The following is a 19,748-nucleotide window of genomic DNA, read 5'->3' on the forward strand; positions in this document are numbered from 1 at the left end:
TCAATTCATCCAAACGGATGGGTTGAAGGCTTTTTGATAACCGCTTATTTACTTTTCTCTGCATACTCTTGCAGCCACTCATTAGACTGCGCCAGCACTTGCTCTGCACGGGCAATGGCTTCGGATACTTGATTGCTTGCCGTTCCGCCGTAGACATTACGCGCATTAACGACTTGCTCCGGCTGCAGTACTTCATAAATATCGGACTCAAACAACGAGGAAAATGTTTTGAATTCCTCGATGCTCATATCGAGCAAATATTTTTTGTTCTGAATGCAATACAGCACCGTTTTGCCGATGACTTCGTGCGCTTGACGGAATGGCAGCCCTTTGTTAACAAGATAATCGGCAATATCCGTAGCATTCGAGAAATCTTGATTCACGGCTTGTCTCATGCGATCCGTGTTCACTTTCATGGTAGCGACCATCGGAGCGAACAGTTGAAGCGCACCCTGCAGGGTACGAACCGTATCGAACATGCCTTCTTTATCTTCCTGCATGTCCTTGTTGTACGCCAGCGGCAGCGACTTCAGTACGGTCATCAGACCGAACAAGTTGCCGTAGACGCGGCCTGTTTTGCCACGAACTAGCTCTGCCACGTCCGGGTTTTTCTTCTGCGGCATGATCGAGCTGCCGGTACAGAAGGCATCATCCAGTTCGACGAACGCGAACTCGGTGGAAGACCAAAGCACCATCTCCTCGCTGAAGCGAGAAAGGTGCATCATGATCATGGACGCATTCGAGAGGAACTCCAGGATGAAATCGCGGTCGCTGACCGCATCCAAGGAGTTCTCGTACACGCGTCCGAACCCTAGCTGCTCCGCCACGAAATGGCGGTCGATCGGGAACGTCGTGCCGGCGAGCGCGCCAGCGCCGAGCGGCAAAATGTCTACGCGCTTGTAGCTGTCCTGCAGGCGCTCAAGGTCGCGCTGGAACATGCTGACGTAGGCCATCATATGATGCGCGAACAAGATCGGCTGCGCACGCTGAAGATGCGTATACCCCGGGATAATTGTATCGATGTTTTTCTTGGCTTGATCAAGAAGAGCTTCCTGCAATTTGATGAGATGTCCGACGAACTCAACCACCCGTTTGCGCAGGTAAAGATGCATATCCGTTGCCACCTGATCGTTACGGCTGCGGCCGGTGTGCAGCTTGCCGCCGACAGGTCCGATCAAATCGATCAGCGTCTTTTCGATATTCATGTGAATATCTTCATTCTGAATCGTATATTCCAGCTCGCCGCGGCGAATCATGCCTTGCACCGCATAGAGGCCATCTTTGATTTTCTCGACATCTTCCGCAGGAAGAATGCCGCATTTCCCAAGCATCGTAACATGGGCCAAGCTGCCTTGAATATCTTCCTCGGCTAACTCTTTATCAAACATAATCGATGCTGTATATTCTTCAACCAATTGGTCGGTTTGTTTCGTAAATCGTCCACCCCATAGCTTTGACACGTGCACCACTCCTCTCTGATTTACAGCCCAAAGGCTTTCCACGAGGGAAAGCCCGGTTTCACAGCCTATATTGACTTATTTCTTTGCGTTTTGCTCGACACCCGAAGATACTTTCAAACGAAGTGCATTCAAGTGAATGAAGCCAGTCGCATCGCCTTGATCGTAAGCTTTCGTCGGATCAGCTTCCATCGTCGCAATATCCGGATTGTACAAGGATACCGGACTTTTCACGCCAGCTCCGATTACGTTGCCTTTGTACAATTTCAAGCGAACTGTACCGGATACGTTCTTTTGGCTTTCTGCAACAAGCGCTTGAATCGCCAAACGCTCAGGAGCAAACCAGAAGCCGTTGTATACAAGGCTTGCGTATTTGGAAATCAGGGAATCACGAAGGTGCATCACATCGCGGTCCATCGTCAGGGATTCCATTTTGCGGTGAGCCGTGAACAGGATCGTACCGCCCGGAGTTTCGTACACGCCGCGGCTCTTCATGCCCACGAAACGGTTCTCAACCATATCTACACGGCCAATACCGTGCTTGCCGCCGATTTCATTCAAAGTTTCCATAACTTGAAGCGGAGTCAGCTTCGCGCCGTTAATCGCAACGCAGTCGCCTTTCTCGAACTCAAGCTCAATGTATTCCGCTTGATCCGGCGCATCTTCAGGAGCTACGCTCAGAACGTACATGTCTTTATTGCTGTCAGCCGCTGCATCGAACCAAGGATCTTCCAGCATGCCGCTCTCGAAGGAGATGTGCAGCAGGTTGCGATCTGTCGAATACGGCTTCGCAGCGGAAGCTGTTACCGGAATGCCATGCTTCTCGGCATACGCGATCATTTCTGCACGGCCCGGGAACTGCTCGCGGAATTCTTCCAAACGCCAAGGCGCGATCACCGAAATCTCAGGTGCAAGCGCCGCAGCTGTCAGCTCGAAGCGTACTTGGTCGTTTCCTTTGCCGGTTGCGCCATGCGCAATCGCCGTAGCGCCTTCTGCGCGGGCGATTTCAACCATGCGCTTCGCGATCAGCGGACGCGCAATGCTCGTGCCGAGCAGGTATTGCCCTTCATATAGAGCCGCCGCTTGGAACATCGGGTTGATGAAATCCTTCGCGAACTCGTCACGCAGGTCGTCGATGTAGATTTTGGATGCGCCGGTTTGAAGCGCTTTTTCCTCTAGACCGTCCAACTCGTCTTTTTGCCCAATATCAGCAGTAAAAGCAATAATTTCGGCGTCGTAAGTCTCCTTGAGCCATTTCAAAATAACCGATGTATCCAGTCCGCCGGAATAAGCGAGTACGATTTTTTCCTTAGCCATGTCTACTAATCTCTCCGTTTCCTCTATCTATTTATTATATCATGGTTGCGGCCATAATAGCCTTTTGCGCATGAAGACGATTCTCTGCTTGGTCGAAAATAATCGAATGCGCGCCGTCAATGACGCCCTCGCTCACTTCTTCCCCGCGGTGTGCAGGCAAGCAGTGCATGAACAAGTAATCCGATTTGGCATACTTCACAAGATCTTCGTTGATTTGGTAATTTTTGAAAGCAATCTCACGCTCTTGCTGCTCGGCCTCGAAGCCCATGCTAGCCCAAACATCCGTGTAAACGATGTCCGCATTCTCGATCGCTTCGCGAGGGTCGCGCGTCAGAAGCACGCTGCCGCCATATTGCGCAGCATTTTCCTTAGAATTCTGAATCACTTCTTGGTCAGGATCATAACCTTCCGGTGAAGCAATCGCGAAGTCCATCCCTAATTTGCTCGCGCCTACCATTAAGGAATGCACCATGTTGTTGCCGTCCCCAATGTAGGCCACTTTAATGCCTTTCAGGCGGCCCTTTTTCTCAAGCACAGTCTGGTAATCGGCCATAACTTGGCAAGGATGCGCATAATCCGTCAATCCGTTAATAACTGGAACAGTTGCTCCGCGAGCAAGGTCAATGACTTTGCGGTGCTCGTACGTACGGATCATAATGCCGTCCAGGTAACGGGACAGTGTTTGTGCCGTATCCCAAACGGTTTCTCCGCGTCCAAGCTGCAGGTCGTTTTTGCTCAAGAAAAGCGCCTGACCTCCAAGCTGGTACATTCCGACTTCAAAAGAAACACGCGTGCGCGTCGAGGATTTCTCGAAAATCATCCCGAGCGTTTTGCCTGCCAGCACAGCATGAGGCTCTCTAGCCTTTTGCTTGCGCTTAAGTTCAATCCCATAGTGAATTAAATATTCAAGTTCTTCCGGTGTATAATCAGCCAGAGCAAGAAAATCCTTGCCTTTCAACTGGGCGGCCATTTCTTCTTGTAAGGTAACGTTCATTTCATTCAACCTCTCTCCATGTTACTCACTAGATGCTGCTGATCGTCGATGCCTTCTCTGCGAGGACAGCGCACAGCACATCCAGCCCTTGATCCAAATCGGCTTGCGGTATATTTAACGCTGGCACTAAACGAATGACGTTCGGCCCGGCAGGAATAACAAGTACGCCTCTTTTATGAACTTCACTAATAATTTCACCTGCTGGCTGCGTGCACTCAATCCCGATCAAAAGCCCAATACCGCGAATTTTCGCGATGAGCGGATTGCCGGCAAGCTTGCTTTCCAGCTTCTTAATCGTGTACTCGCCTACTTCCGCCGCACGCTCAGGCAGTTTAGTCGAAATAATCGTATCCACCGCCGCAAAACCCGCAGCCGTCGCAATCGGCGTACCGCCAAACGTCGAACCATGGCTGCCAGCGCTAAACGCTTCAGCAAGGAAAGCTTTCCCCAGCATAGCGCCAATCGGGAACCCGCCGCCTAGGCCTTTGGCCAATGTGAAAATATCCGGCTCAACTCCATAGTGCTCATAGGCAAAAAGCTTGCCAGTACGCCCAACGCCCGTTTGGATTTCATCCGCAATTAAAAGCAGATTCTCCTGCTTGCACAGCTCTGCCAGTTGTTTCACGAACTCAGGATCAGCCGGCAATACGCCGCCTTCCCCCTGTACCATTTCCAGCATGATGGCGCATGTTTTGTCGTTCACGAGACTGCGGACAGCCTCGATATCGTTATAGGGTGCATAGACGAAGCCCCCAGGAAGCGGATGGAACCCTTCCTTCACTTTGTCTTGACCTGTAGCGGTCAACGTCGCCAGTGTCCGTCCATGGAACGACATGTTGAACGTGATAATCTCATACCGACCGTTGTTCAACACCTTTTGATTGTAACGGCGTGCCAGCTTGATTGCGGCCTCGTTCGCCTCTGCTCCTGTGGAACAGAAAAACACAGCATCTGCACAGCTGTTATCCGTCAGTAAGGAAGCTAGTTTCTCCTGGTTCGGAATATGGAAAAGGTTGCTCACATGCCACAGCTGATCCAACTGCTGGACAAGCTGCTCCTTCACTTCTTTAGGCGCGTGCCCGAGGTTCGCAACTGCGATACCGCTCATCAAGTCGATGTACTCTTTGCCCGTATCGTCCCACAGTCGGCTGCCCTCCCCCTTCACCAGTGTAATTGGATATCTGGCGTACGTTGGAAAGAGCGAGCTTTTACCCGTTTCACTCATGTACATTCCCTCCTTATAGTGTTATCGTACAATTCTTGTACCGATTCCCGTGCCCTTCAGCACTTTGCTAAGCACATTCGGCTCCGCTCCATTCACAATCACAACTTCCTGTACCTTGCCCTGAATGCATGCAATCGCTGCACGAACCTTCGGAATCATGCCGCCGTAAATGTCGCCATTAGCAATCATTTCTTCGATCTCTGCAACGCTCACAACAGGCAGCACCTGCTTCTCGCCGTCAACTGTCTTCATAATTCCCGGTACATCAGTCACGACAACCATCTGCTCCACACCCAGGTGGGAAGCAACCGCGCCAGCCGCCGTATCCGCGTTGATATTGTAACGCTGTCCGCCATCTTCCCCAAGCCCGACCGGCGCAATAACCGGAATGTAGCCCATGTTCACGATGCCCTGGATCAGCTCCGCATTCACCTTCGTCACATCGCCGACAAGGCCGACTTCATCGCTGTTCGCAACCGGCTTCGCTTCAATCAAATGTCCATCCACACCTGACAATCCTAGCGCTGCTGCGCCTGTCAATTGAATCCGGCGTACGATCTCTTTGTTGATCTGACCGGAAAGCACCATCTCCACAACGTCCAGCACCGCTTCGTTCGTCACCCGAAGGCCGTTCACGAAGCCGGATTCAATGCCCAGCTTGCCGAGCGTTTCCGAAATCGCCGGGCCGCCGCCGTGCACGATAACCGTTACAATGCCTTCCTCCTGAAGCTGACACATATCTTCAAAAAAGCTGGCAGGCAGCGCCGCAAGCGTGCTGCCTCCGCATTTCATCACAAAGCAATTGTTCTTCACTGCGTTCGTTCCCCTTTGCTTCCTTAGGTACGGTAAGCGGCATTGATTCGCACATAATCATATGTCAAATCGCAGCCCCAGCCCGTTGCCTTGCCATCGCCCATATGTAAATTCACATGAATTTGAATCGTGTCTGTTTTCAAATAAGCCAGTGCCGCTTCCTCGTCGAATTTCACCGGACGCGACTGCGTAAGTACGGCGATATCGCCCAAGCGGATATCGACCGTGTTCACATTCACGGGCTGTCCCGAGTAACCGACAGCCGCAATGATTCGGCCCCAGTTCGCATCTGCGCCGTAAACGGCGGACTTCACGAGGCTCGATCCGATGATCGACTTCACGATCTTACGCGCCGCCTCATCGCTCTCTGCGCCGATGACCGTCGTCTCGATCAGCTTCGTTGCGCCCTCGCCGTCGCGCGCAATCGCTTTGGCGAGGTATTCGCCAACGTATTGGAATCCTGCCGCGAAAGCTTCCCAATCCGGATGGTCCGGATTCAGTGTTTCGCCGCCGGCCAGCCCGCTAGCCATCACCACGACCATATCGTTGGTGGACGTATCGCCATCAACCGTGATCATGTTGAAGGTGTTGTCCGTGATCCTGCTAAGCAGCTGCTGCAGGTGTTCGCTCTCGATCGGCGCATCGGTTGTCATGAAACCGAGCATCGTCGCCATGTTCGGGTGAATCATCCCCGAACCCTTCGCAGCCCCGGCAATGTGAACCTCCTTGCCACCAACCACAAGACGGATACACGTCATCTTCTGCACAAGATCCGTCGTCAGGATCGCCTGGCAGAAGTCTTCGCCTCCGTCTAGTTTAACGCGCTGCGGCAGCTGCTCGATGCCTGTCAGCACCTTGCCCATCGGCAGAAGCTCGCCGATAACGCCCGTGCTCGTCACGCCGACGTGATGCTCTGCCACGCCTAGCGCCTTCGCACTGGCCGCACGCATCGCATATGCGTCGTCCTCGCCCTGCTGGCCGGTGCACGCGTTCGCGTTGCCGCTGTTCACGATCATCGCCTGCAGCTTGCCGCCTTGGGCGATGCTCTCTTGCGTCACGCGCAGCGGTGCCGCTTGAAACGCGTTCAGCGTGTACACGCCTGCCGCTGCCGCCGGCACATCACATACGATCGCACCTAAGTCAAAGCGCTCCGTCTTCTTTAATCCGCAGTGCAGACCGCCTGCGCGAAAGCCTTTCGGCGTCGTTACTGTGCCCTCCGGCACGACCGTGAAACTAGCTTTATCCAACATCCTCGTCTCCTCACATGTCCTCTTCTTATGGATATACCGGCGCGAACAGCAATCCGGTCGTTTCTTCCCAACCGTACATCAAGTTCAAGTTTTGAATGGCCTGCCCCGCAGCGCCCTTCACCACATTATCAATAACGGAAACGATCGTCACGCGACCTGTCCGCTCATCCACGGAAAAACCGATATCGCAGTAATTAGAGCCGTATACTTCCTTCGTCGAAGGGAACTTGCCTTCTTGACGAATCCGTACAAACTTCCGGCCTTCATAGAATTGGCGGTAAAGTTCAATAAACTCTGCGGCTGTATGCTCACCGTTCACAGTAGCGTACATCGTCGACATAATTCCGCGCGTCATCGGCACAAGATGTGTCGTGAACGTCGTCACCACCGGCTTACCCGCAACACGGCTGAGCGCCTGCTCAATTTCCGGAATATGCTGGTGTTTATTCACTTTATACACGTTCAAATTCTCATTAACTTCCGCATAGTGCACGCCGAGACTTACGCTTCGTCCTGCGCCGGATACGCCTGATTTCGCATCGATAATAATCGTCGAAGGATCGATCCAGCCCGCTTTGACAGCAGGAATAAGACCTAGCAGCGTTGCTGTCGGATAGCAGCCTGGATTCGCGATCAGATCGCTTCCTTTGACTTCGTCCCCGAACACTTCGGACAACGCATAGATTGACTTCGCCAAAATATCCTCGGAAGCCGGCTTCTTCTTATACCATTTTTCGTAGTCGCTACTGGATTTCAAACGCAAATCCCCGGAAATATCGATAACCTTCAGACCGGCAGCCAAAAGTTTCGGTGAAAGCTCTGCGCTTACGCCCGCAGGTGTCGCCAGGAACACGACGTCGGCTTTGCCTGCGATCAGATCAACATCGAGTTGATCCAGAATATCGACGACCACTTCCTGCAAATGTGGAAAATGATCCGCCAGCGGCGCTCCTGCATTCGAGGTCGAGATGACCGATGTGATTTTCACCAGAGGGTGCGCCTGCAGCAAACGGATAACCTCCGCGCCGCCGTATCCTGTAGCCCCAATAATAGCCGCTCTAACGTTATGACTCATATGAATTCCCCCGTTATTCCGAAAATATATGTATGATTATACAGTCATATACATGATAATTCAATGAATTTTTTTCTCCATTTTTCTCCGCTAAAACACATTTAGATCCAAGACGAATCAAGGGTTTTGCAGCTTTTTTGCGGAAAATCTTGCCGCGGTTTTCAATCGTGTTGTCGGATGAAAAAAATTTATAATATGCATAGACATTTCGTTCGAATGACGAACAGTTATATTATCCCAAATTAAACGTTAGACAAGCAACATTTTTTTGTGAGGTTAAACCCGCGTCGGAAAATTTTGAGCCATGGCACAATAATGCTCAGTCGGGGGGCTGGAGGCTAAGGATCGGTCCCCTATGTTGCACTTTGTGCAGCGTTATCTCTGCATTTTGCCCCTCGCATCCTCCTTCGTTGTACTTTGTGCAACCATTTCAGCTAAAACGGCTGATTTTGTTACCTTTCAGCTGAAATGGTTGTATTTTATACAACATAAGGAGAGAATGTGCCGGATATTCGTTTCTATGCTGCATAAAATACAACGAAGCCCTGGCGATAGACGGTAGATAAACCTCACCCCTCACAACAAAAAAAGACGAGCCAAAGCACGTCTCAATAACAACTCGCTGCCGATTTCCGGGTTACTAAGCATGACGCTTAAATCCCTCGCCCAGCACCTCATTCGTTTCACTCAAAATAACAAACGCCTGCGGGTCCACCGACTGCACCAGCGTTTTCAATCGACTCACCTCGTTCTGCTTTACAACGACCATCATCACCGTCCGAGATTCCCCGGTAAATCCGCCGGATCCGTTAAGCTCCGTGAGCCCGCGATCCAAATCATACAGGATTGCTTTGCGAATCGCATCCGTATGGTCCGAAATGATGAAAGCCACTTTGGCATAGTTGAAACCAAGCTGCACAATATCGATCGTTTTCGTCGTAACGAATAAGCCGATCATCCCGTACAGGGCATTCTCCGGGGTGAACGCCAGCGCAGAGGAGATAATCACAATCCCGTCAAATACCGCAACAGAGAAACCCAAGCTTAAACCGGAGTACTTATGTAAAATTTGCGCGGCCAACCCAAGCCCGCCTGTAGAACCTCGTCCGCGAAAAACAATGCCTAGCCCAAGCCCAACGCCGATCCCGCCATAGACGGAAGCAAGTAAGGGATTTTGCGTTGGCACGCCCAGATGACTGGTCACGAGTACGCATAACGGAAAGACAACCGAGCCTACAGCCGCCTTCACGCCAAAATGTCCCCCCAGCAGCCAAAGGGCTAAGAGGAAGATCGGAATGTTCAGCGACCATTGGATGATCGCCGGATTCAAGCCGGTTACATGCTGAATCACCGTCGAAATCCCCGCGACCCCACCGGTCGCAATTTGGTTCGGGTTCAGAAAGCAGTTAAAGCTAGCCGCCATAATCAACGAGCCTATGATTAATAATGCATATTCAAAAACGGTATGTGCAGGACTTCCTATCCGTAGCAACGGTTCTCTTCTGGCCACCATAGGCCTCCTCTCACAAAAAATCCTACACCTGATAGGTGTAGGATGAACGTCTATTGCCTCTGCTATGCGCTGGCCCTCTACCTGAAGCAAAGGACTTCTCCGCACTTCGCCAATCCACCGATTACTCGGCGTTGTCCGGCTTGCGAATCTGATGACGCAAGAAAGCATCGATGAACATATCCAGATCTCCGTCCATGACCGCACCGACATTGCCGGTCTCAGCCGAAGTCCTGTGATCTTTCACCATGCTGTACGGATGAAAGACATAAGAACGAATTTGGCTGCCCCAGCCAATATCGGACTGCTCGCCGCGAATTTCAGCTAAATGCTTCAATTGCGCTTCGATCTTCTTCTCGTACAGCTTGGAACGCAGCATCTTCATCGCTTTCTCGCGGTTCTTGATCTGCGAGCGCTCTTGCTGACAGCTCACCACGACCCCGGTCGGCATGTGCGTAATCCGCACAGCTGAATCCGTGGTGTTGATATGCTGACCGCCGGCGCCGCTCGCCCGATACGTATCGATTTTGAGATCCTCTGTGCGGATCTCAACTTCCGTATCGTCCTCGATCTCCGGCATGATGTCGCACGACACGAAAGACGTGTGGCGTCTGCCCGACGCGTCAAACGGCGAAATCCGCACGAGCCGGTGCACACCCTTCTCCGCCTTCAAGTAACCGTAGGCGTTGAAGCCTGTGATCTGCAGCGTGACACTCTTCACGCCGGCTTCGTCGCCGGGCAAATAGTCGAGTACCTCGACTTTATAGCCCCGCTTCTCCGCCCAGCGGCGGTACATGCGCAGCAGCATCTCCGCCCAGTCCTGCGACTCCGTGCCGCCCGCACCGGGATGCAGCTCTAGAATCGCATTCAGCCGGTCATACGGCTGATTGAGCAGCAAGCCAAGCTCGAAGCCTTCGAGCTTGGTTTTTAGCGCCGCGATGCCTCCCTCAATGTCAGCCACCAGGCCGGCGTCGCTTTCCTCTTCCTCGAGCTCGACCATGACCTGCAGGTCGTCAAACTCGTTCGAGAAGCCCTGAAATTGATCCACAACGCTCTTGATCGCGTTGAGCTCGGCGATGGTCTTCTGGGCGCGTTCGTTATCGTCCCAAAAGTCCGGCGCCCCCATCTTTTCCTCAAAATCGCCGATCGCTTCCAGCTTATGATCTAAGTCAAAGAGACCCCCGTAATTCGGTTAATCGCTTTGCTGTTTCTCTTAAGTCTTGTTTCACTTCTGGTTCCAGCATGTCTTACACCTCTTTATTCTCTTGTGCCCGTTCTAACCGGATTCCGTTAGCTTCGCTTAGCTGCCTTGTCCGTGGCACTGTTTGAACTTCTTGCCGCTGCCGCATGGGCATGGATCGTTGCGTCCGATACGCTGTTCCTCATCGCGCACGACCGGCTTTTTGCCGCCTGCTTCGTTCTTCGTATCCACCGCTTGCCCTTCGGCCACGGCTTGACGCTCCAGGTTGCTTTGAACGTGAGCTTTCATGATATACATCGAGACTTCTTCGCGAATATTCTCAATCATCTCTTGGAACATCTCAAAGCCCTCAAACTGGTATTCACGAAGCGGATCCGTACCGCCGTAAGCACGCAGGTGGATACCTTGACGCAGTTGATCCATCGCATCGATGTGGTCCATCCATTTGCTATCTACCGCACGCAGCGCAACGACCTTCTCGAATTCACGCATGAATTCAGGTCCGATCTCTTCTTCACGCTCATCGTAACGTTTGCTAACGATCGCTTTGATCTCATCAATAATCTCTTCTTGCTCTTTGCCCCAAATAGCTTGGTCACTAATGTGCGCATCTTCTTGAAGGAAGTTGTTGTTCACGAAATTCGCAACCTCTTGAAGCTCCCACTCCTCCGGAATTTGCTCCTCCGGACAATGTGCTTTCACGACGCGCTCAATCACTGCGTTAATCATACCCTCGATGACTTCGCGGATATTTTCCGACTCCAACAGCTCGCGGCGCTGTTTATAAATAATTTCCCGTTGTTGATTCATAACATCGTCATACTGAAGGACCACTTTACGCACGTCGAAGTTGTTGCCCTCCACGCGCTTTTGAGCGGATTCCACAGCACGTGAAATTAATTTGCTCTCGATCGGCTGATCTTCTTCCATCCCGAGGCGGTCCATCATCGCCATAATATTTTCAGCGCCGAAACGTTTCATCAATTCATCCTCCAAAGAGAGGTAGAATTGCGAAGAACCAGGGTCGCCTTGACGGCCTGCGCGTCCGCGCAGCTGATTATCGATCCGTCTGCTTTCATGACGTTCTGTACCTATGATATGCAGCCCGCCGATATCATGTACGCCTTCTCCCAGCATAATGTCCGTACCGCGGCCCGCCATATTCGTAGCAATCGTCACGGCACCCGGTTGGCCCGCGCGCGATACGATTTCAGCTTCTTCCGCATGGTATTTGGCATTGAGGACTTTGTGCTGTACGCCTTTCTTTTTGAGCATCTCAGAAAGTCGTTCCGAGTTCTCGATCGACACCGTACCGACCAGAACCGGTTGATTCAGCTTGTGTTTCTCAACAATTTGCTCAACAACCGCCTTGAACTTACCGTTCTCCGACTTGTACACCACATCCGGCATGTCTTTACGAATCATCGGGCGGTTCGTCGGAACAATGATAACTTCTAGCCCGTAAATTTTCTTGAGCTCTTCCTCTTCCGTCTTCGCCGTACCTGTCATCCCCGCCAGCTTACGGTACATCCGGAAATAGTTCTGGAATGTGATCGTCGCCAGCGTCATGCTCTCATTCTGAACCTGCAGCTGCTCTTTGGCCTCAATGGCCTGGTGCAGCCCATCACTATAGCGACGGCCTGTCATAATACGGCCTGTAAATTCATCGACAATCATAACCTCGTCGTCTTGTACGACGTAGTCCACATCGCGCTTCATGATGAAACGCGCTTTCAGCGCTTGAGTCACGTGATGGTTAATGTTCACATTCTGATGATCGAATAAGTTCTCAATGCCGAATGCACGCTCCGCTTTCGCGACCCCTTCTTCCGTAAGAGCCACGGAACGCACTTTAATATCGATCGTGCAATCCTCTTCTTCTTTCAGCTTCGACACAAAACGGTCTGCCGAATAATACAAATCCGTAGACTTGGCAGCTTGTCCCGAAATAATAAGAGGCGTTCTGGCTTCATCGACCAAAATGGAGTCCACTTCATCGATGACCGCATAATAAAGCGGACGCTGAACCATCTGCTCTTTGTAAAGCACCATGTTATCGCGCAGGTAGTCGAAACCATATTCGTTATTCGTACCATACGTAACATCGCAGGCGTAAGCTGCTTGTTTTTCCTCATGGGAAAGCTCATGCAGATTAACCCCGACCGTCAGACCAAGGAATGTATAGATCTGACCCATTTCGCCGCTATCGCGCTGCGCCAAATAGTCATTGACGGTTACAACGTGCACGCCTTTGCCCAGCAATGCATTCAAGTACACAGGGAGTGTTCCAACAAGCGTTTTACCTTCCCCTGTTCTCATCTCGGCGATACGGCCTTCGTGCAGCACCATACCCCCAATAAGTTGAACGTCGTAATGACGTTTACCTAATACACGTTTAGCTGCTTCTCTGACTACCGCAAAAGCTTCCGGCAGCAAATCGTCCAGCTCCTCGCCCTTTTCCAAGCGATTTCTGAACTCGACAGTCTTGCCTCTTAATTCTTCATCGGATAACGGCTCAATGCTGGCCTCAAGCCCGTTGATATAATCAACGGCTTTTAACATCCGTTTAATTTCCCGTTCATTGGAATCACCAAAAATCTTCTTCACTAGTCCTAGCATCGGTGAACCCCTTTCCATTGCATTCGTATCCTTAAATTGTACCACCTTTGACCGTCCTGCCGCAACAAACCCTCGATCTACTTCTGCATAAACTGTCCTAAACAGACGAAAATCTCACGTTTTCAATTATTTCTATAGTATTGAATCGTTTTCTTAAATGCATGCATGCCAAATAATCGACCTCTCCGTTCAGATGAGACGATGTATAACCTTTCTATTATGAAACTGAAAAGAGCTCAATTCGATTGAATCGAATTAAGCTCTTGGTATCATTATCTTATTTATAAACTGCTGGCTCGATTAATCCGTACTTGCCGTCGTTACGTTTATAAACGACATTGACGGAATCTGTGTCCATATTAGAGAAAACAAAGAAGCTGTGACCAACCAAATTCATTTGCAAAATCGCTTCCTCAACATCCATCGGCTTCAAATCGAAGCGCTTGTTGCGGACCAATTCAAAGTCATCTTCCTCTTCCATGAAAGTGACAGGCGATGTTTCGATTTTGAACAAATCACGCTTGCCGCCTTCTTCGCGAATTTTGCGGTTGGTTCTTGTTTTATGCTTGCGAATTTGGCGCTCTAACTTGTCCACTACCAAATCAATCGAAGCATACATATCTGAATTGCGTTCTTCAGCTCTCAGCAGCACGCCAGTTAGAGGAATAGCTACCTCGATGGTTTGCAGACCTTTAACCACACTTAGCTTCACTTGTACATCGGATGTAAGGGGAGCTTCAAAATACCTATCTAGTCTGTTTAATTTTTTCTCGACATAGTCCCTGAGTGCCTCAGTTACTTCAAGGTGTTCTCCGCGAATGCTAATCATCATAGTTAAACATCTCCCTTCCTTCTTACAGTATACTACATTCCACCCCATCTTCATAATTCCTTTAAATTCCGAGCATAATATTTATACGCAAAAAAACACCCCAGGATGACTCCCAGGGTGTGCATGTTCGTAGGTGTATACTAGCGGCACAAGGCGTGCCGGATAATTATAGTCTGCTAACGTTAGCTGCTTGCGGACCACGTGCGCCTTCTACGATGTCAAACTCTACAGCTTGACCTTCGTCCAGCGTTTTGAATCCTTCTGATTGAATGGCTGAGAAATGCACGAATACATCTCCACCATCTTCACGCTCGATGAAACCATAGCCTTTCTCTGCGTTGAACCATTTCACTTTACCTTGCATAACGTACACATTCCCTTCGTCTTAAAAAATAGAAATACATAAAATAGAAATGTAAGCCCTTACTTTTTGACTATAACACCCTCCTGCTTGACCTGTCAATTTCTAACTTAGCACCCAAGTAAATTTTTTGAAAATTCGGGTATATACAAGTCGTGGATAACTGCGGATTTTGTAGAATCCTGTCGTGTCCGGCGCTTTTACGATTTATTCACAAAGTTATACACAGATTTATACACATTATCCACAGGTCGTTGTGAGTGAGTTATGGATAAGTTGGATGTGTTACGGTGGGCTTGTGCACATCATGGTTCTACTAGGATGCGCTTGTCCACAATTCCGAGATGAAAGCGTTGTAGAACCGTTGATAACCAAAAAACCTTCTGCCGCGGCAAAAGGTTTCTGTGCATAAACTTATTTTTTTCGGTCGAAAAAGAAACTTTCAGTGTCATAATGGTTATCGTATGCATTTCGCTGGGTTTTACCCGTGTCCAGCTTGGCCAGCTGCATACTTGCTTCATCCCGGAATTGCTGCAGCTTCTTCAGGAAAATGGGATCTAGACTGATCACTGCTTGAATGCGGGATTGATAGGTCTCCTTATCCCGCGCTGTCGCTGTTCCAGTGGCGTTAAGAAGCGCCTGCATGATGTCCTCGCGCTTCTCCATAAACTCTGAGATACGTTCCGCATCCATCGTCACAAGCTCGGCTAATCCTTGTTGTGTTAGTTGCTCCAGCTCCGTGACCAGCTTATCCATGCAGAGCTCCTGCAGGTGCTGCAGAGCTAGCATTTACTTGCTTAGCAGCTTGCAGCCAGGTTTCCTTCAACTGAAGCAAATAACCAAGTACCTCTTCAGCAGGCTCAACCGACTTCTTCATGTTAGCTTCGATTAAGCGGTGGTTGAAGTATTCATACAGCCTCAATAGATCAGCCGCAATCGGAGCGTTCCGATCAATCGTAATGGAGAATTCGCTAATAATGTCCTGTACCTTGACTAGGTTGGTGTTAGCGTCTTGATAGTTGGTCGTTTTCAAAGCCTCTATACCCGCACGGCAAAAACGTATGGCTCCATCACAAAGCATAATAAGCAGCTGTGCTGGGCTTGCCGTTTGTACCGTATTCTCCAAGTATTTGTTGCGTTGGGCTTGAATCATTGTTATTTCCCCCTAGTTTAAAGTAGGACTCTTATTAGCCGCCCATTTGTTGTGTTAGTTGTGCGCTTTGTGCTTGCATTTGAGTGATATATTTTTCCATAGCAGTGAATTGGTTATAGTAACGGGTTTGCAGTGCATCTAATTTTGTAGTCCAGTCATCGATTCTTTTGTTAAGTTCTTTGGTTGATTTCCCTAATGTATAGCTGGTATCTACGCTATTCGATATACCAGCTCTTGCTGTAATTTTACCTATGAGTGATGAAGCCAAGTTATTTAAACGTGTTGCAACACCGTCACCGGCAGTCGACTCTTTTAATTTGTCGTCCGAGACAAACAGCGCCATCACTTGATCCGGATTCTCTGCGATAGCTTTCTTGAGCTTATTATCGTCGATATAAATTTTCCCGTTATCTAAATAACTACCAGAGATTGCTCCACCAATCGTAACACTCGTCGATATACCAATTTCAGAAAGACTCTTCGCGCTCCCTGATGGTAAACCTGTTATTGGGCTTGAAAAAGAGCTTCGAAGATTCGTTAACGCTTGATTAAGTATCATGTCGCCACGCAATGTCCCACTCTTGGCTTTGGCTTCCCATGCCGTAATCTGGTCGTCTTTCATACTCTCGCGTTGACTATCCGTTAGCGGTGTATAATCCCTATATTTCTTTTCATTAACTTTTGTATTAATAGTATCTATAAGTTCGTTATACTTATCAATGAAATTTTTAATGTTATTGTAAATAGAATCGGTATCACCGATCACGTTAACGTCAACAGCTGACGAAGTCGTTTTCTTTGCAGTAAAATTTATCCCATTTATCGTGAAAGAGTTCGTATCATACTTCGCAATTGCTCCATTAAATTGCACCTCGGCTTGAGTTCCTTCCTTCTTAACTTGGTTGAAGGTTGCCGGTGTAGTTGTACTACTCATTTTAAATTGAGGTAGCACATTTGCTGCGCTATCTTTTTCATCAGTTAATGTAATGGAGTCCGTTGTTGGATTAGAAAAAACAATATTATGGTTACTATCCAGATAAGCAGACACTCCTAATTTGCCTACTGCCGAACTATTAATAGCATCGATCACATTAGCAATCGTTGTAGTCTTATCGATACTAATATCAACCGATGCAGAGCCTACTTTCACTCTCAATTGTTTAGTTGTCGTTAAATTTCTATCAATTAAAGTAGAAGTAGGTACATCAAGATTGGGAGCAGGTGTAGTTAGCTTACTGTTTACCTTCGTGGTATCATCATTTTGGTCGGATAGAGTCGCGGTGACTGGATTGTCGCCGGCATCTTTAAATTTTAAATTATTATTACTATCTAAGTATGCCTTTGCACCTTCAGTTGTAGATATTGCAGACTTATTAATATCCGATATTAACTTGTCATAGGTAGTATCCTTATCAATCGTGAAATCAGCTGTTGTACTACCAATCTTTATGCGCAATGTCTGCGTTGACTTCAGAGAGCTATCAATTTGTAGAGATCCTGCAAAATTATTAGTTCCTGAAATTGTAGTACCAGCTTGAGGCGTACCACCTGAAATCTTCAACACATCAGTCAGCAAATCAGCCGTATTACCCGCTACGTTCTTGGCACTTAAATTCACTTGACCTGCTTTACCTGTTGAGGTGGATGTGAAAAATAGCTTATCAATTGTCGCATCATAGCTAACATTGACACCTGTAATGCTGGATTTGCTATTAATTGAGGACACAAGACTACCCAATGTATCTGTAGGTTTTACCTCTATAGAAGTAGTCCCTTTGGATCCTCCGATGGTTAGTAATGTGTTACTGGCAAAAGTTTTAGCTGGAGTAAGAGCCCCAACTATATCAGATACCTTTGTATCTGCTCCTTTTACTGTAGCACCTAGGAGACCCGATGTTGCTGTCGCTGCAGAAGCCAACTTGTCTACTTGAAGTGAGTAATTTCCAGGGGTTGCTACAGAAGTCCCTGTTACACTTACACTGCTTTCATCAGTAGATGTAGCCTTCTTCGATTGATAAGATGACTGGAGTTTCATATTAAAAGCCAAGTCACGGAAAGCCATGATCTTCGAGTTAATAGTACGATAATCATCACGTTGCCATTCAATTGACTGCTTCTGCTGTTTTAATTTGTCCTGCGGCATACGAGCAGCCATCATTAACTTCTTTACTGTATCATCAATATCAATACCCGTTCCTGAGAATCCATTTAAACGAGTTACCATCGCTAGATCAACTCCTTAGTTATCTTTTCTCGTCCACAAGAATTCCGGCCATTTGCCAGAGCTTGGCTACAAAATCCAAACTCTTCTCAGGTGGAATTTCACGTATCGTTTCGCCCGTATCTTTGTCCAAAACTTTAACTGAGATTAGTTTAGTTTTTTGATGAATAGAAAACTCAAGAGAAGTTGTTCTACCTTGAATTGCCTTAATGGCATGTTCAATGGCTTTTACTACCTGAGCATCACTTATTGTAACATTTTCACCCTTCAGTTCGGCTGTTTTAAGATCTGATGTATTTGTAATGTTAGATGCAATGATTGCTGCTGCATTATTGGTCCCGGTCTCATCTACCTTATGAATCTTTACTGGCTCAGGAGCTAGTTTTCCTTCTCCCCCGTTGTTTCCGAACCCGCCGACTGGGTAATTCAAGCTCATAGAAAAACCTCCATCCGAAGATATAGATATATCTTTTATATCGGTTGGAGGTCTAGGATATATTAGAGAAACTTACTATGAAAATCTTATATTAGTTCTTAAATATGCATCATAAATTTTTTTTACTGCTCTTACTACATCTTGAACATCCTCGTTGGTCATTCGCGGGAAGAGAGGTAATGTAATTGCTTCCTCATAATAGCTTTCTGCCTCAACACAGTGAGTTTGCTCATACCCAATTTGTTGGTAATAGGGTTGTCTATATACCGGAATGTAGTGCACATTGACTCCTATATTTTCAGCACGTAAAGCTGCAAAAATGTCCCTTCTGTTCTTATCAAAAGCTTCCTTTTTAAAGCGAATCACGTACAAATGCCAACTAGAGTTCGATTGAGGATGCTGATACGGGATTTGTATACCTGGCATTTCTATGAAAGAATTTTGATACTTCATTGCTATTTCTCTTCGTCGCTCTACAAAATCATCCAACCTATTTAGCTGAGAGAGACCCAAGGCAGCTTGAAGATCAGTCATTCTATAGTTGTAACCTAGCTCATGCATTTCATAGTACCATGGTCCTTCATTACGCATTATAATGTCCTGATTTCTTGTCATTCCATGGTTGCGAAAAAGAAGCAGCTTTTCATAAAGCCTTTGTGAGTCAGTAGTAATAACCCCACCTTCTCCTGTCGTAATATGCTTGACAGGATGAAAACTAAACATTGTCATATCGGCTAGTGAGCCTACCTTTTTATCACTATATTTAGCCCCCAGTGAGTGTGCTGCATCCTGGATAACTAGAAGATTGTGATCTCGAGCAATACGGTGGATTTCATTTACTTCAACGGGTTGACCTGTAAAATCCACTGCAATGATTGCCTTTGTTCTTGAGGTTATTTTTGACTCAATTGATACAGGGTCTATATTATATGTATCAGGTTTAATGTCAGCAAAGACGGGGGTTCCTCCCTGATATAGAACACAGTTACTACTAGCAAGAAAAGTTATTGGAGTGGTGATGACTTCATCACCATTGCCAATTTCAGCTGCAAAACAAGCAGCATGCAGAGCTGCCGTCCCATTGCAAAATGCAACAGCGAATTTTGCCCCAACGTATGTGGCAACTGCCTCTTCAAATCTTGGAATCATGGGACCTTGTGTAATAAAATCACTTTCAAGTACGGATAAAACTGCTGCACGATCATTCTCATCTAACCATTGCTTCCCATAGGGAAGTAAATTTTTTCTTACTGGTTGTCCACCTTCTAGAGCTAATTCTTCCAT

General features: G+C 48.2%; 17 protein-coding genes. All 17 read right to left on the reverse strand.

Translation table 11 applies throughout. From position 1 onward, the window contains the following. Nucleotides 1–44: 44 nt before the first annotated feature. The 17 genes from argH to pseC all read right to left on the reverse strand — a co-directional run bounded on the left by argH (nt 45) and on the right by pseC (nt 19,748). Nucleotides 45–1,460, reverse strand: coding sequence for an argininosuccinate lyase (gene argH, locus GC097_RS10630; protein ID WP_171683312.1), 1,416 nt, complete (start codon nt 1,458–1,460; stop codon nt 45–47). 75 nt (nt 1,461–1,535) lie between these two features. Further along, on the reverse strand, nt 1,536–2,774 hold the full coding sequence (locus tag GC097_RS10635; RefSeq protein ID WP_167055114.1) for an argininosuccinate synthase: 1,239 nt from the start codon (nt 2,772–2,774) through the stop codon (nt 1,536–1,538). Nucleotides 2,775–2,808: 34 nt separating this feature from the next. Then, a complete protein-coding gene (argF, locus tag GC097_RS10640; RefSeq protein WP_171683313.1) occupies nt 2,809–3,768 on the reverse strand; it encodes an ornithine carbamoyltransferase in 960 nt (319 codons plus the stop codon). 28 nt (nt 3,769–3,796) lie between these two features. Next, a complete protein-coding gene (argD, locus tag GC097_RS10645; RefSeq protein WP_171683314.1) occupies nt 3,797–4,993 on the reverse strand; it encodes an acetylornithine transaminase in 1,197 nt (398 codons plus the stop codon). Nucleotides 4,994–5,014: 21 nt separating this feature from the next. Continuing rightward, nucleotides 5,015–5,785, reverse strand: a complete 771-nt coding sequence (argB, locus tag GC097_RS10650) for an acetylglutamate kinase (protein ID WP_171683354.1) — start codon at nt 5,783–5,785, stop codon at nt 5,015–5,017. A gap of 44 nt (nt 5,786–5,829) precedes the next feature. Then, complete coding sequence (gene argJ / locus GC097_RS10655; RefSeq protein ID WP_281364284.1) at nt 5,830–7,053, reverse strand: bifunctional glutamate N-acetyltransferase/amino-acid acetyltransferase ArgJ; 1,224 nt, start codon at nt 7,051–7,053, stop codon at nt 5,830–5,832. Between the two features lie 28 nt (nt 7,054–7,081). Continuing rightward, nucleotides 7,082–8,131 (reverse strand): N-acetyl-gamma-glutamyl-phosphate reductase, encoded by a 1,050-nt coding sequence (argC, locus tag GC097_RS10660; RefSeq protein ID WP_171683316.1) that lies wholly within the window; start codon nt 8,129–8,131, stop codon nt 7,082–7,084. Between the two features lie 640 nt (nt 8,132–8,771). Beyond that, nucleotides 8,772–9,644 (reverse strand): YitT family protein, encoded by an 873-nt coding sequence (locus tag GC097_RS10665; protein ID WP_171683317.1) that lies wholly within the window; start codon nt 9,642–9,644, stop codon nt 8,772–8,774. Nucleotides 9,645–9,765: 121 nt separating this feature from the next. Beyond that, nucleotides 9,766–10,885, reverse strand: a protein-coding gene (gene prfB / locus GC097_RS10670) for a peptide chain release factor 2 (protein WP_171683318.1) whose coding sequence is annotated in 2 segments (ribosomal slippage) — nt 9,766–10,812 and nt 10,814–10,885 — 1,119 coding nt in all. Because the reading frame shifts where the segments join, the coding sequence is not laid out codon by codon here. A 56-nt stretch (nt 10,886–10,941) separates the two neighbouring features. After that, nucleotides 10,942–13,461: a preprotein translocase subunit SecA gene (secA, locus tag GC097_RS10675; RefSeq protein ID WP_171683355.1), complete on the reverse strand. Its 2,520-nt coding sequence runs from the start codon at nt 13,459–13,461 to the stop codon at nt 10,942–10,944. A 277-nt stretch (nt 13,462–13,738) separates the two neighbouring features. Further along, on the reverse strand, nt 13,739–14,293 hold the full coding sequence (hpf, locus tag GC097_RS10680) for a ribosome hibernation-promoting factor, HPF/YfiA family (protein ID WP_171683319.1): 555 nt from the start codon (nt 14,291–14,293) through the stop codon (nt 13,739–13,741). Nucleotides 14,294–14,459: 166 nt separating this feature from the next. Next, nucleotides 14,460–14,657, reverse strand: a complete 198-nt coding sequence (locus GC097_RS10685) for a cold shock domain-containing protein (RefSeq protein WP_028556842.1) — start codon at nt 14,655–14,657, stop codon at nt 14,460–14,462. A 411-nt stretch (nt 14,658–15,068) separates the two neighbouring features. Continuing rightward, entirely contained in the window at nt 15,069–15,410 is a 342-nt protein-coding gene (gene fliT / locus GC097_RS10690) for a flagellar protein FliT (RefSeq protein ID WP_171683320.1), read from the reverse strand. Further along, entirely contained in the window at nt 15,403–15,807 is a 405-nt protein-coding gene (fliS, locus tag GC097_RS10695; RefSeq protein WP_171683321.1) for a flagellar export chaperone FliS, read from the reverse strand. Before fliS ends, fliT begins: the two co-directional genes overlap by 8 nt. Nucleotides 15,808–15,841: 34 nt before the next feature. After that, complete coding sequence (gene fliD / locus GC097_RS10700; RefSeq protein ID WP_171683322.1) at nt 15,842–18,031, reverse strand: flagellar filament capping protein FliD; 2,190 nt, start codon at nt 18,029–18,031, stop codon at nt 15,842–15,844. A gap of 19 nt (nt 18,032–18,050) precedes the next feature. Next, nucleotides 18,051–18,464, reverse strand: coding sequence for a flagellar protein FlaG (locus GC097_RS10705; RefSeq protein ID WP_171683323.1), 414 nt, complete (start codon nt 18,462–18,464; stop codon nt 18,051–18,053). Nucleotides 18,465–18,539: 75 nt separating this feature from the next. Continuing rightward, nucleotides 18,540–19,748, reverse strand: a complete 1,209-nt coding sequence (gene pseC, locus GC097_RS10710) for a UDP-4-amino-4,6-dideoxy-N-acetyl-beta-L-altrosamine transaminase (protein ID WP_171683324.1) — start codon at nt 19,746–19,748, stop codon at nt 18,540–18,542.

The organism is Paenibacillus planticolens, assembly GCF_013141725.1.
Lineage (GTDB): Bacteria > Bacillota > Bacilli > Paenibacillales > NBRC-103111 > Paenibacillus_E > Paenibacillus_E planticolens.

Excerpts from the sequence above, each read along its gene's own strand:
- pseC (WP_171683324.1), bottom strand. The coding sequence starts at position 19,748 with ATGGAAGAATTAGCTCTAGAAGGTGGACAACCAGTAAGAAAAAATTTA.
- argC (WP_171683316.1), bottom strand. The coding sequence starts at position 8,131 with ATGAGTCATAACGTTAGAGCGGCTATTATTGGGGCTACAGGATACGGC.
- argB (WP_171683354.1), bottom strand. The coding sequence starts at position 5,785 with ATGAAATGCGGAGGCAGCACGCTTGCGGCGCTGCCTGCCAGCTTTTTT.
- GC097_RS10705 (WP_171683323.1), bottom strand. The coding sequence starts at position 18,464 with ATGAGCTTGAATTACCCAGTCGGCGGGTTCGGAAACAACGGGGGAGAA.
- fliS (WP_171683321.1), bottom strand. The coding sequence starts at position 15,807 with ATGATTCAAGCCCAACGCAACAAATACTTGGAGAATACGGTACAAACG.
- GC097_RS10635 (WP_167055114.1), bottom strand. The coding sequence starts at position 2,774 with ATGGCTAAGGAAAAAATCGTACTCGCTTATTCCGGCGGACTGGATACA.
- GC097_RS10665 (WP_171683317.1), bottom strand. The coding sequence starts at position 9,644 with ATGGTGGCCAGAAGAGAACCGTTGCTACGGATAGGAAGTCCTGCACAT.
- GC097_RS10685 (WP_028556842.1), bottom strand. The coding sequence starts at position 14,657 with ATGCAAGGTAAAGTGAAATGGTTCAACGCAGAGAAAGGCTATGGTTTC.
- argF (WP_171683313.1), bottom strand. The coding sequence starts at position 3,768 with ATGAACGTTACCTTACAAGAAGAAATGGCCGCCCAGTTGAAAGGCAAG.
- hpf (WP_171683319.1), bottom strand. The coding sequence starts at position 14,293 with ATGATGATTAGCATTCGCGGAGAACACCTTGAAGTAACTGAGGCACTC.
- secA (WP_171683355.1), bottom strand. The coding sequence starts at position 13,461 with ATGCTAGGACTAGTGAAGAAGATTTTTGGTGATTCCAATGAACGGGAA.
- argD (WP_171683314.1), bottom strand. The coding sequence starts at position 4,993 with ATGAGTGAAACGGGTAAAAGCTCGCTCTTTCCAACGTACGCCAGATAT.
- fliD (WP_171683322.1), bottom strand. The coding sequence starts at position 18,031 with ATGGTAACTCGTTTAAATGGATTCTCAGGAACGGGTATTGATATTGAT.
- fliT (WP_171683320.1), bottom strand. The coding sequence starts at position 15,410 with ATGGATAAGCTGGTCACGGAGCTGGAGCAACTAACACAACAAGGATTA.